The following is a 13,208-nucleotide window of genomic DNA, read 5'->3' as shown; positions in this document are numbered from 1 at the left end:
GGCGCCCGTGTTAGCGAGTGATCACCCGCGCGTATTTAAGCTACTTATAGAAAGAAGGAGAGATAGCATGGCTATTTTGGTAACAGGTGGTAAGGGCTTTATTGGCGCCAGCGTCATCAAGAATCTGGTGGAACGGGGCGAGGAGGTGGTGTGTCTTGAGCTAAAGGATTCACCCGGCAGGCTGGGTGATCTCGCTAGCAAAATCGGTATGGTCGTCGGTGATATAACGGACTACGACTCGATTGCTGCCACGCTCAGTGAGTACAAGATTGATCGTATCGCGCACATGGTGTTTTTCTCGGCCCAAGAGCGCGGTGTCAGTGAACGGCCAGAGCAAGCCGATCAGTTATATAAGCAGCAAATGATCATGAATACCGGCACCTTTCATCTGTTTGAGGCGGCCAGGCTGGCGGGTGTCAAACGCGTCGTGTTCCCCAGTTCAGTGCAATACCATGGGCTGGAAAAACCGTGGACGATTCCTGGCCCCATCACCGAAGAATCACCGGCATTGCCTTCTACGACTTATGGGATCGGCAAGCACTTGTGTGAGCACCTGGCCCACGAATACAACCGTCTATTGAAGACAGACATCGTCAGTTTTCGTATTCCCGGTGTGTATGGACCGGGTGTCAAAGTGGGCGCGCGCGGGGTGAATCTGATAGGTACGCAGGGCGGCATGGGGTTACCAGTTAACTTCCCCTATTCATCTGAGCAACACATCGTACTGGCCCATGTCGATGACATTGCTGAAGTGTTTGCCAAGGCGTTATTGGCGCCGACGTTGCCGCATGAGGTTTACCAGATTGGTGGGCGTTATGTTTCGTTCGGGGAGCTTGCGGATATCGGCCGATCGCTGATGCCCGGGATGCAGATCAGCTTCAATGAACGCGCGCCTGCAATGCCGGTTCCCGCCATCGACAGCAGCCGCATGGAGCGCGAGCTGGATATCCAGCACCGAACGCTGGAGGACGGTTATCGAGAGTTGATAGCCCTAACGCGTCAAGAAAACGGTCTGTCTGCGCTTTCTTGATAGCAATGAATATCTCAATGCGAGAGATAAGCGCCGAGCAAACCCTGACGGTGATCAACGCGGTGACTTGGTATGACCAAGGTATTGCGGGTGTTGTGGCCCACGCTGAAGGCGCGGGCACACACTACGGTTTATTCGAGGGGGGTGTGCTGATCAGTGTGATGTCGGTGTTCATCCAGTCCGACAGAGTACAGTTCAGAAAGCTCGCCACCCTTCCAAGCCATCAAGGCCAGGGCTTGACCGAGAGATTGTTGGCTTATGTCATGACCGAGTTGCAGCGCAAAAAAATCACCACGATATGGTGCAACGCGAGGAAAGAGAGGGTACGTCATTACCAATGTTTGGGTATGACCAGTAATGGGCAAGTATTCAGCGAAAACGGCAGGGATTTTGTGGTGATGGAGCGTGTTGGTCAGAGGACACGCGGGCGTAGAGCGCCACCATCACAGTCTCGCTCATTGCTCACCTCGCTTGGCAGCACGAGGCTTTGTCACAGAGGGCTGGGATGGCGACAATTCTGAGGAAGCCCGCGATTCTGTCGGCTTAAGCTGCTCGTAGGCCCTCTCGAGCTGCTCACAAGAGAACCGATTTGGCTCAAAAGCCAGACGAATATGCCAGATACGCGACTTTCGGCTCATGACTGAAGTCTCCCATCAGTGGGGGTAATGCCCTCAATGACGAGAACAATTTCGACGTGGGGGCATCCTGCATGCCTTGGGGCGAAACTGTCCCTGGCAATGCGCAGCCCCCATTTTATCCGAGAGTTTGCTCTGTTGTTGCCGGCGTTATTTCTCCGGTGTTGGCCAACATGACCTTGGATGGTTTGGAAGCGATGCTGGCGAAGAAACTTCCCAATGCAAAGTGGACAGGCCGAAAGATGCGCGTGGTGCGTTATGCAGATGATTTCATCATCACTGGCTGTTCGAAAGAATGGCTGGAGAATGAAGTCAGGCCCGCTTTGGTTGAGTTTCTGGCAGAGCGTGGACTTGTCCTCTCTGCGGAAAAAACCAAAATAACGCACATAGAGGACGGGTTCGACTTCCTCGGATGGAACTTGCGCAAGTACAACGGAAAGCTCCTTGTAGTGGTCAACTAATCCCGGACACGACGTTAAGTTTTTCTTCGGCCCGAGCTGGCGCCATCCCACCGTTGAATTGATGGGGTCGAATCCAGTTGTACCGATGCATCAAGAAAAGGCTGATATCACGCTGGGCTTCTTGGGCGGTTCTGTAACCCAGAGTCGGTATCCATTCAGTTTTCAAGCTGCGGAACACGCGCTCCATTGGCGCGTTGTCCCAGCAATTTCCCCGGCGACTCATGCTCTGGCGTATTCGATAACGCCACAGACGCTGGCGAAATAAACGACTCGCATACTGCGACCCTTGATCCGAGTGAAACAGCAGGCCCTGAGGCCTTCCTCGTTGCTCGTAAGCCATATCCAGCGCCTTGATAACCAGATCGGCGTCCGGCTTTTCTGACAACGCCCAGCCCACCACTCGGCGTGCGCAAAGATCCAGCACGACAGCCAGATAGTGCCATTTCCCCTGGGCCCAAATGTAGGTGATGTCGCCGCACCACACCTGGTTGGGTGCCGGGACATCGAACTCCCGATTCAAGATGTTCGGAATATCTAACCGTTCAACCGTCGCTCGTTTGTAGGCATGTGAACCTGGCTGTTTGCTCACGAGGTCAAGCTCACGCATCAAGCTGCGCACTTTGAACCGGCCGAGTTGCTCACCATCGTCACGCATCAAGGTGAGGATGCTACGGCTGCCCGCAGCACTGCGACTTTGTGAAAACAACTCGCTCACTCGGCTGCGCAATCGAAGCCGTTCGACATCAGGCGTTCGGCGCTTGAGACGGTGGGCGTAGTAGCTTGAGCGGTTGATTTCAAACACTTTACACAGCCAATCAACCGGCTCATGGACGCTCAGCTGAGTGATCAGCGCGTACGCTCGTGATCTTCCGACATCAAGAGCGCGGTAGCCTTTTTTAATATCGATTTTTCCCGTTCAAGGCGGGCGATCCGGGCTTCAAGCTCCTGGATTTTTTGCTGTTCCGGTGTCAGCGCTTTGCTCTGCGGGGTAACGCCTTGGCGCTCCTGCTGAACCTGCGTGACCCAGCGGCGTAGTGCCGACTCGCCGACGCCGAGTGAACGGCTGGCTTCGATGTAGCTGTAGTCTTGTTTGAGCACGAGGTCGGCAGCCTCGCGTTTGAATTCAGCAGAAAAGGTACGGCGTTGTTTGGTCATTTGACACCTCGATCTGGCGAGCATTCTCGCCTAAATGGGTGTCCGGTTTCATTAGACCACTACACCTGATCAAGCCATCGAAAGCAAATATCAGCGCTCACCTAGCCAAGCTCCGGGAAGTGATCAAGACCAACAAGGCGATCAAACAGGTCAATTTGATCGGGCTGCTCAATCCGATTTTACGGGGATGGGCGAACTATCACAGCCACGTGGTCGCCAAGAAAGTCTTCAATCAGGTGGATAGCGAAGTCTGGATAATGCTCTGGCGCTGGGCGGTGAGACGACATCCGCGCAAAGGAACACGGTGGGTCAAGGACAGGTATTTTAAAGTCCGAGGATCGCGCCGCTGGGTGTTCACCACCGTTGAAAAATCCGCAGACGGTAAGGTAAGGGAATACACCTTACTGAAAGAATCGGATACGCCGATAGTGCGGCACATCAAGATCAAGTCTGCTGCCAACTCGCATGACCCCCATTGGGATGAGTATTTCGAGTTCCGATGGGGCAAGAAAATGCTCAAATCAACGAAGGGACGAGCGAAGCTTTATCGCGTCTGGCGACAGCAAGGCGGTCTATGTTCTGTTTGTCATAAGCCCGTTACCAAAGATACGCCGTGGCATAGTCGCCACATCGTAAAGTTGGCCGACGGGGGAACGGACGCCGCAGTCAATCTTGAGATCTATCACCTGCGTTGCCCCAGAGATCAGCAGTACGCCAATGTTCAAGAGGTATAGCCGGGTACTTAACAGTGCCTTTGTAGAGGCTTGAGCCGTGTGCTGGGAAACTCGCATGCACGGTTCTTAGGGGGTTGGACGCGGGTAACCGCGTCTGACTACCCGACAACCAGATTCGGCCGTGGGCGCTAGGTCGCAAGAATTGGCTGTTTGCGGGCTCGCTGCGCAGCGGCAAACGGGCAGCGGCGATCATGAGTTTGATCCAATCGGCGCGGCTCAATGGGCATGATCCGTATGCTTATTTGAAGGGCGTCCTTACGCGCCTGCCGACGCAACGGGCGAGTGAGATTGAAGAGCTGCTACCGCATAAATGGCGTCCGCTTTAATTGCGCAAGACGGGATGCCCGGACGCATACGGACGGCGGGTGTAAATTCGCCTCCTACTCGATTCTGAAGCAATGGATGAGCCTGCCGCTGATCACGCTGGGTGGCATCCCAGTGCCGGAGCTATCCGGGAGACCTTTAGCGTATCGGCACGACGTTGCGGTCCTTGGTTTGATTGATCGCATATGCTAACAGGCTGGCGGTGGCCGCCTTCTGGATATGCTCACTCCACCAGGCCATCATCGGACGGATTACCCAGCGCCATCGAGCCGAGGAGTTTCTGGCTTTTCTGCAACAGATTGACCGCAGCACGCCAGCCGGACTGGATCTGCATGTGATTCTGGATAACAGTTCGACCCATAAAACTGCTGCAATCAAGCAGTGGCTGGAAAAGCACCCGCGTTTCAAATTGCACTTCACACCGACCAGCGCGTCTTGGCTGAACGCCGTGGAAGGTTGGTTTGCGCAACTGGAAAGACGAGCGTTGTACCGGGCCGCCTTCACCAGCGTCGCCGACCTGAGGGCGGCTATCCGACAATTTATCGAGGCTCACAATGAGCATTCAGCCAAGCCGTTCAAGTGGAATAAAACGGCTGAGGCCATCATTAGCTCGGTACACAAGGCGAAGCTGAGCGTGATAAAAAATAAATTAATGGACTAACCGCTCAGGCCACTATGGTGCCCGTTCGATGATTGCCAGGCGACCTTATAACGTGGTGGTGGTGGTGGTGGTGGTGGTGGTCAATAAACTCGCAAAAATCGTTTGGGCATTACTGGTAAAGGCTCCCAATATCGGCCCGAACTCTTTACGGCATGCCCCGAAGGGTATTGAAAAAAACTTATAAATAGAAGGCGTAGCTACGTGATGGCGAAATAGGTCAGGCCGTGACGAGGTAAACCTGGCCGGGAGTTTGAGCTATGGGCAAATCATCAACTCAATTTTCAGATGAGGGCCTCGTCAGCGGACTCCATCAGGGCTAGTAGACTTGTCGGCCTGCACAATGCTCCTATCGATACGTCAGCATGACTACCCCCCCCCCTGAGCTTCGGGAGCCCTCAACACAAATTTTCGTAGCATTTGCATATCGAAAATTTCCGGTTTGATACTGACAGTATTTTCATACTAACAATGACTGAAAATCCAAGGCCTATCGTTATAAATAGTCTGCCATTATCGCTCGAAAAATAGATAGATCAGCGCATTATATAGTCGGTTACAGCCTTATTTTTATTATGCATATAAGGTGAGTGGGTTGCGTCAGCCATCAATACAGGTTGGTTGTCATGCATAGATGAGCAGGTAACAACACAATAGGACTTGCGCTTTGGTACACACTCGTATAAACCGAAAATTGGTAGCTAAGGGGTTCACATTCTGGGGGCAGTGGACCACTGCGATGTCCGTTGTCATTGCACTGTTGTTTATCCTTGCTTATTATCAAACGGGGGCCGTAAATTCTCAATACCGCGTACTTGCAGCCCTGACGCTGCTGGGGTCTGTGCCGTGCTATTCTCTGCTCCATGTGTATCATAAAAAACATCATCACTTAAATGGGTTATGCAGGCTTTCGCTGGGTTGGCTGGTTACGTTACTCGGTTTGGCAAGCATCGGTTTGCTGAGTAATACGAGTGACTTGTTTTCACTGGAAATCATAATAGTATGGTCGCTGCTGGGTTTGTGCGTGCAGATATTGCTATATGTTCCAATTCACTACCTATCCGGATATTACCATCGGCAATTAAATCGCCAGCATAAAACGTTGATCATAGGGAATAACGCGCTTGCATTAAAGTTGGCCGGCACGCTGTCTAAGCATGAGCACCTTACCTTGGTTGGTCTTGTTAGTTTGGTACCTACAGAGCTAAGTGGTTCGATACCCACCTTCGTAGTAAGCCAGCTAGATGAGTTGCGCGCACTAATAAATAGTCATGGTGTTCGGTGCTTGTATATTGCCCTTTCGTTAAGCGAAGTGCAGCGCATCGAGGCCTTGTATATTGATCTTCTTGATTTAAATGTTGACGTCGTCTGGGTTCCAGATCTGAACAGCATGACGCTCCTTAATCATTCGGTAAGCGAACTGGATGGCTTGCCTGCCATTCACCTCAATGAAAGCCCCCTGACCAGCTACCCGACGGCGGCCTTGAGTAAGGCTTTGTTGGATCATGGTTTAGCACTTGCTGCCCTTATCGTCCTGAGTCCACTCCTGTTACTGATTGCCATTGCCGTTAAACTGTCCTCTGAGGGGCCGGTTATTTTCAAGCAAGAGCGCCATGGCTGGAACGGAAAGATTATCAATGTTTGGAAATTTCGTTCAATGCGGCTACATGACGACCAGCATGTCCGACAGGCCAGCCGTAATGATTCACGCATTACAGCGGTGGGCCAATTTATACGGCGTACATCTCTCGATGAATTGCCTCAGTTTTTCAATGTTCTGCAAGGCCATATGGCGCTAGTTGGGCCACGTCCACATGCCATCGCCCACAATGACTACTATACTGGAAAAATTCGCGCCTACATGACACGCCACCGTATCAAGCCCGGTATTACCGGTCTGGCCCAGATCAGCGGTTGCAGGGGGGAAACTGAAACAATCGATAAAATGCAAAAGCGTGTCGAGATCGACCTGTATTACATCAACAACTGGTCATTATGGCTTGATATAAAAATTCTGATGAAGACCCCCCTCACCTTATTGTCGAAGAATATTTATTAGTGCCGTCAGGGTTTCTTATGTCAATTGATTTCAGTAGAGCTTGCAGTTACTAAATTGAATAGAACGAGAGCACGATGAATAATATGCGCCCTGTACAGGTTATCGCCGTCACCAGTGGTAAAGGCGGTGTTGGCAAGACTACTGTTTCTATAAATTTGTCACTGGCGCTGTCCAAGCTCGGCAAGCGCGTAGTCTTACTGGATGCTGATTTTGGACTGTCAAATATTGACTGTTCGCTTGGTCTTAACCCCGAAGTCACTCTTGTCGACGTAGTCGAAGGTCGCTGTGAACTGCGTGACATATTGCTTCGAGGGCCTAGTGGAATTCGTATCATACCTGCTGCCTCAGGCAATCAGAGTATGATGAATCTAACGACCACGCAGCACGGTGGGCTGATCCAAGCCTTCAGCGACCTTGATGACGATATTGATGTGTTAGTGATTGACACCGCATCTGGAATAGGTGATCTAGTCGTTAACTTCGTCCGGGCAGCACGGGAGGTTCTGGTCGTTGTGTGCAACGAGCCAGCCTCTATCACGAACGCCTACGCATTTATAAGAATACTAAATAGGGACTATAGTATTGTTCGGTTTCGGATATTGGCTAATATGGTGCGGAGTCAGCAAGAAGGCATCAATCTATTCAATACATTAACCAAAATGACAGATGCCTATCTTGACGCGGCATTGCATTATGCTGGCGCTGTGATCTATGATGAATGCGTTGTTAATGCACTTAGGCGTCAGCGTGCGCTAAGTGAAATTTCCCCGCGTTCCAAAGCAGCCTTGGGATTCAATGCACTCGCACAAAAAGTTAATCGCTGGCCTTTAGAGAGCTCACCGAGTGGAGGGGTCGAGTTCTTTATTGAACGGTTAGTTGATCAGAGTGGCGTACGAGCTTTGACGTAAACGGTTCCATAGCAAATACTAGCTTTCAGTTGGAAATCTTTGATAGAACAGCTTAAATTTATGTATTTGATTTCCTATTCTGACTTTACTGCGTATCTGGCTATGTAAGGCTGCTGAGAGCTTTGACGTGATGTAGCTTTCATGTTGGCAAGACGCCTGGAAAGGGCCTTTCAACGATAGATCGGGGGCGTCAAAGAGAGCTGTAATGTCGAGCTATTCACCTGAGCGTAAAGCGGCCCTTATCAACAAATTGCTGCCCCCTCAAAACATGTCCGTGGCCGAGTTGTCGCGTCAAGAAGGCATCTCTCAAGCCACCCTGTATGCTTGGCGAACCAAGCTCAAAGCAGGAGGCGCAGTGGTGCCCGGAGATAAAAGCAGTGCCGATAACTGGTCGGCTGAAGCCAAGTTCGCAGCTGTGTTGCACACGGCCACGTTGAGCGAGATCGAACTCAGCGAATACTGTCGCAGCAAGGGTTTGTACCCGGAGCAAATCAGCGCTTGGCGACAGGCCTGCATCAGTGGCCAGCTGTCAGCTCAGGCACAACGCCAGGCCGAGCGAGAGCAGGCACGTGCCGACAAAAAACGTATCGCCGAGTTGGAGCGCGAGCTGCGGCGTAAAGATAAGGCGCTGGCAGAAACCGCCGTGATCCTGGTACTGCGAAAAAAGATGAATGCCTTCTGGGGAAACGACAACGAGGACGTCTAACCTCGCTGCCAGAACGGCAACAACTCGTTGAACGTTATAACCATGCTGTGGCTTCTGGTGCGCGCAAAACGATTGCCAGCGAAGAAATCGGGCTGTCGCTGCGCAGCCTGCAACGCTGGGCGCTGACGCCTGTGATGCAGGCCGATGTGCGCACCACCACGTTACGCCCGCGACCACTCAATGCCCTGAGCGAGCAGGAGCGTTGCGCTATTTTGGATGTCTGTAACAGCCCGCCATTCGTCAGCCTGCCGCCGAGCCAGATCGTGCCGATACTGGCCGACCAAGGCCGTTACCTGGCCTCAGAAGCGACCTTTTACCGCGTCCTCAAGAAGGCTGATCAGTAGCACCGACGTGGCCGCAGCCATGCGCCGCACAAACATGCTGCGCCGACGACTTACAGCGCAGCCACAGCCAATAAGGTCTGGTCTTGGTACATTACCTACCTTCCATCGCCAGTGCGTGGGAAGTACTACTATCTGTATTTGATCGAGGACATCTACAGCCGAAAGGCCGTGGGCTGGGAGGTTTACGAGCAAGAAAGTGGCGAGCTGGCGGCCGAACTGATGCAGCGCACCGTGCTCACCGAACGCTGCGCCGGACGGCCCTTGGTGCTGCACTCGGACAACGGCGCACCGATGAAATCGGTGACGCTGCTGAGCAAACTGTACGAACTCGGCATCACCCCGTCACGAGGGCGACCACGGGTGAGTAAAGATAATCCCTACTCAGAATCGCTGTTTAGAACCCTGAAATATTGCCCGCAATGGCCTACTGGTGGTTTTGCAGATTTGGACGCGGCACGCAGCTGGGTGCGCGATTTTATCAGTTGGTACAACCACCAACACCGCCACAGCCGCATCCGCATCCGCTTCGTGACCCCGGCGCAGCGTCATCGAGGCGATGATCAAGAGATCTTGGCCAAGCGTCATGCCCTTTATCAGCAAGCTCGTAATCAACATCCACATCGCTGGTCAGGTGCGACACGCAATTGGCAGCCCATCTGCGCGGTCACACTCAATCCGGAAAGAGAGTTACCGACACTGAAAATAGCCGCATAAAACACAGCTGACGCGACAACTACCTTGCAAAACGCCGTACGGTCGTCGCGTGCAGGTGATTTTGCTAGTCGCTCAATGTTATTCTCGTAACGAGATTGCCCAGTTGACCGCTCTCTCCGTTGTTTCAGTCACCCGCTGGTGCAAGCGCTTTCAAGAGCTGCGTCTGCAAGTCCTGGTGGGCCTGCCCGGACGAGGTCGGAAGCCATCCCTGCCGGCCGAAGTGAAACGAACCCTTGAGCAAGTTACTCAGCCGCGTATCGGTCAGCCCCGCTGGAGCTGTCGAAGCATGGCTCGAGTCGCTGGCATTTCACCGGCCAGCGTCCAGCGGATATGGGTCGCCAACGACATAAAACCGCACCTGACACGCACCTTCAAGCTGTCCAACGATCCAAACTTCGAAGAAAAATGTTGGGACGTCATTGGGCTGTATCTGGATCCGCCGGATAAGGCATTGGTGCTCCGTTGCGATGAAAAACCAGGTCCAGGCCTTGGAGCGCACCCAGCCCGGACTGCTTTTGGGAGTCGTGCAATTGCGCACGTAATTGCACGACTATGTCCGCCATGGCAACGCAACCTTGTTCACTGTGCTGGATTATCTTCAGGGACGCTTGATCAGTTCCATTGAGCGCCAAGACCGGCATCAGGAATGGCTGGAGTTTCTCAAGAAGATCAATCGCGAAACGCTCAAGCATCTTCAGCTGCATTTGATCGCCGACAACTATGCCACGCACAAGCATCCAAAAGTAAAGGCGTGGCTTGAGAAGCACAAATGCTTCAACATGCACTTCACTCCGACCTCCAGTTCGTGGATGAACAGGGTTGAACGCTTCTTTCGCGATATCACGGTGTCCCTGCGTGACGGCAGTTTCAGTTCGGTTCGCGAACTGAGCCGCCGTCTAAGCTTGCCCAACATCAGTCAGCGCGGAGGTCGTCGCGCGCAAGTATCCTGCTGGCAGCCCAGGGTTGTTTGAGTGTGGAAACCGATGGCCAACTGATGTAACACCCCTACGATTACCTGTTGGTGCCAACGTTTTCAGACGCTACGTCTAGAAGGCCTGCTCGACAAGCCCGGCCGCGGACTCAAATCCGCCCTTCCTATAAACACGGCCCGTCGATTACTCGAGCAGGTCACCGAGTCCCGTCTTGGCGTGCTCCGCTGGAGCCCAAAGTATGGATCGTGCAGGCAGCATCCAGAGGCCAACAAACCACGAGCTAAGGACTCTTAAGATAGTGCTGGCCGTTTATTGGCCGTCGGGTTGGTCATGTTCTGGCGTCGTGTTGGCATGCTCCCCAAAGCGCGGGGTGCCATTTGGTTAGTGGGCAAAATCGGCTCTGTACACTAGCCAGCCTTCCAAAATCCAAATTTGCATATGAGCACCGCAATGCGCCAGCCATGGCTAGGCCAGGGAGGGAGCAATTAAAGAAAATTCCTACAATGGATAGAGAAATTTCTTCGTTTTTTGAACGATTCAGTCAGTGATAATCCAAGTAGAAAGAATTCGTAAGCAATTTTCTTGAACTGCTTTAGTTGGCAGTTTACTGCGCATTTTTTTATGGGATTGCCAATTTTCAGCAAATAGCATCAGGGCCTAATAGGAATCCTGGGGCGGTAGCATTTCCGATGGCGAACCCATTAATTTTCCGACACCCACATGATTAGCTGCAGCCAGATAAAACTATAATTCTTTTGTGGATAAGAAGGTAAGATATAGGTTTTAGTGCACGATGTAATAAAGGCGCTGGTTGTGCTCAAAACTCGGACCACCTTTTGTTTGGGGCTGCATTTGAGAATCGTTCAGTTTTTGCAGGTCAGAACTTAATAAAATGAGTGGTTTACAGCGCGCAGGTGTGCAAACGAATGCAACCGAAGTGAATTCCATTACCTCCGTAAATAGTCACATATTGGATAAAGTGATCGTCAGGTTAGTCGGCAAACGTCGAGGATGTTGCAGCTATTATTGCCAGAGCGTTGAGCATAGATTTCGAAAGCATAGTTGCGACAGAACTGTTTCTCTGGATCAAACTGCTGCGTTACTGGTGTCGCTGCAAAAGTCATAATTAGGGTTAACGTCTTTGCGGTATGTGGGTAGTGTAGCAATTTGAGGGGCTTGCAATTGCTACACGGATAAGCGATTGATGTCGAAAGCGACTCTCTCCAGAATGCCAGACATTAGCCGTGGGTTGAATAAATATCGATGTCGGTGCTTCAGGTTGATACATAGTTTCCGGGTCTATTATCGAAATCACGAAGTAGTACGATGGAGTTATTTATGCACATTAAGTCTGCTAAATGTCTATTTGTGGCGGGGGTTTCAGCTGCGCTGTGCAACAGTGCCTGGGCACTTGATCCGCAAAGTATAAAATTATTTGAAGGGGTAATGTTTACCCCGAGTCTTAAAGTTGCTGAGAGGTATGATGATAACTTCAGGGCTGTTCAAAATGGTAAGCAGTCGTCGTGGATTACTGGGATAACGCCAACCTTCGTGCTGGATGCCGAAAATGCTAAGAGCGACTACATTCTGAGTTATTCAGCGGAAAGTAACATTTTTCATTCCAGCCCTTCGGCCGATCATACAGACCATCATTTAATGGCTGATGCAAACTATGAGTTCGATGCACATAATCGCCTACAGCTAGGTGCTGGCTACCATAGGGTTGAAGATACAGCGTCGCAAAATGTGAATAAATACAGCCTCGAGAATGATAAATTCAGCACTGCCAATGTCGGAGGACTTTATAGCTATGGGGTCCCGCAGAGTTCTCTTATGCAGGTCGATTTTTTCGGTAACTACGAGCAGCTTCGCTATCATAACAGTGGTGATCTGAGCTCTAGCCTAGAACGCAATACAACGTCGCTTGGTAGTATTTTCTATTATCGCGTGGGGCCCAAAACACGCGTACTGTTTGAAGCCAGAGATACCAATTACGATTATATTTCAAATACCGCTCTAAATAGCAATGATATTGGACTGCTTGGCGGCTTGGTTTGGGATGTCTCAGCAAAAATATCTGGTACTTTCAAGTTCGGTGCGGAGCGCAAACGCTTCGACGATTCCAGTCTTAGTCCTAGAAGCGGTTCTCTTTGGGAAGCGTTAGTCAGCTGGCATCCGGGCATTTACTCCACGTTCAACCTGTCGACTCTCAGAGCCATACAAGAGAACGATGATAGCAACGTCACTGTCGCTGCATCGTCTATTGAGACTAAACGCACAAGACTGGAGTGGAAAAATCAGTGGCTTGATAGGCTGACATCCGAGGTGAGCTACAGCTACATTGAAAAGCAATACCAAGATGTCAGTCGCAGCGACCAAGAGTCCAATTTTGGGCTGGGTTTGACTTATGAAATGCGTCGTTGGCTGGATGTAGGGGTTGGCTACCAATTACTGAAAAATGATTCCAGCCTCTGGGGCAAAAGCTACGAGCGCAATATTTTCTCAATCAGCTTCACCGCCAGCCTCTAAGACAATAAGCGTGCTATTC

8 protein-coding genes and 5 pseudogenes are annotated in these 13,208 nt (G+C 51.5%); 12 read left to right on the top strand and 1 reads right to left on the bottom strand.

All coding sequences use genetic code 11. The features are described from left to right. The first annotated feature begins 67 nt into the window (after positions 1-67). From ACVBEG_RS14370 to ACVBEG_RS14360, 3 genes and pseudogenes are all read left to right on the top strand, one after another. The gene (locus ACVBEG_RS14370; RefSeq protein WP_322178747.1) at positions 68-1,030 is read left to right on the top strand and encodes an NAD-dependent epimerase/dehydratase family protein; all 963 of its coding nucleotides are present in this window, start codon (positions 68-70) and stop codon (positions 1,028-1,030) included. A 17-nt stretch (positions 1,031-1,047) separates the two neighbouring features. After that, positions 1,048-1,551, top strand: a complete 504-nt coding sequence (locus ACVBEG_RS14365) for a GNAT family N-acetyltransferase (RefSeq protein ID WP_322178748.1) — start codon at positions 1,048-1,050, stop codon at positions 1,549-1,551. A gap of 260 nt (positions 1,552-1,811) precedes the next feature. Beyond that, positions 1,812-2,114: pseudogene (locus ACVBEG_RS14360) on the top strand (reverse transcriptase domain-containing protein); the annotation flags it as partial. A gap of 4 nt (positions 2,115-2,118) precedes the next feature. Here the strand turns inward: ACVBEG_RS14360 and ACVBEG_RS14355 are convergent. Next, a protein-coding gene (locus tag ACVBEG_RS14355; RefSeq protein ID WP_447107390.1) for an IS3 family transposase occupies positions 2,119-3,281 on the bottom strand; the annotation gives its coding sequence in 2 pieces (ribosomal slippage) (positions 2,119-3,026 and positions 3,026-3,281; 1,164 coding nt in all). 38 nt (positions 3,282-3,319) lie between these two features. Between ACVBEG_RS14355 and ACVBEG_RS14350 the strand changes: the two genes are divergently transcribed. The 9 genes and pseudogenes from ACVBEG_RS14350 (at position 3,320) to ACVBEG_RS14310 (ending at position 13,189) form a co-directional block, all read left to right on the top strand. Next, the gene (locus ACVBEG_RS14350) at positions 3,320-4,015 is read left to right on the top strand and encodes a group II intron maturase-specific domain-containing protein (protein ID WP_447107938.1); all 696 of its coding nucleotides are present in this window, start codon (positions 3,320-3,322) and stop codon (positions 4,013-4,015) included. 104 nt (positions 4,016-4,119) lie between these two features. Then, positions 4,120-4,341, top strand: a pseudogene (locus tag ACVBEG_RS14345) (transposase domain-containing protein); the annotation flags it as partial. A 236-nt stretch (positions 4,342-4,577) separates the two neighbouring features. After that, a pseudogene (locus ACVBEG_RS14340) lies at positions 4,578-5,000 on the top strand (IS630 family transposase); the annotation flags it as partial. 28 nt (positions 5,001-5,028) lie between these two features. Beyond that, positions 5,029-5,184 (top strand): hypothetical protein, encoded by a 156-nt coding sequence (locus tag ACVBEG_RS14335; protein WP_443698679.1) that lies wholly within the window; start codon positions 5,029-5,031, stop codon positions 5,182-5,184. A 480-nt stretch (positions 5,185-5,664) separates the two neighbouring features. Then, positions 5,665-7,056 carry an undecaprenyl-phosphate glucose phosphotransferase gene (locus ACVBEG_RS14330; RefSeq protein ID WP_322178751.1) on the top strand — a complete coding sequence of 464 codons (1,392 nt, stop codon included), beginning with the start codon at positions 5,665-5,667 and terminating at the stop codon, positions 7,054-7,056. Between the two features lie 74 nt (positions 7,057-7,130). Next, complete coding sequence (locus tag ACVBEG_RS14325; RefSeq protein ID WP_322178752.1) at positions 7,131-7,964, top strand: MinD/ParA family protein; 834 nt, start codon at positions 7,131-7,133, stop codon at positions 7,962-7,964. 205 nt (positions 7,965-8,169) lie between these two features. Then, a pseudogene (locus ACVBEG_RS14320) lies at positions 8,170-9,728 on the top strand (IS3 family transposase). A 40-nt stretch (positions 9,729-9,768) separates the two neighbouring features. Next, positions 9,769-10,630: pseudogene (locus ACVBEG_RS14315) on the top strand (IS630 family transposase); the annotation flags it as partial. 1,368 nt (positions 10,631-11,998) lie between these two features. Further along, entirely contained in the window at positions 11,999-13,189 is a 1,191-nt protein-coding gene (locus ACVBEG_RS14310) for an outer membrane beta-barrel protein (RefSeq protein WP_322178753.1), read from the top strand. Positions 13,190-13,208: the final 19 nt, after the last annotated feature.

The organism is Pseudomonas sp. GG8 (genome assembly GCF_052976945.1).
The sequence above is the reverse complement of the archived record's forward strand: the minus strand, read 5'-3'. Positions and strand labels throughout refer to the sequence as shown.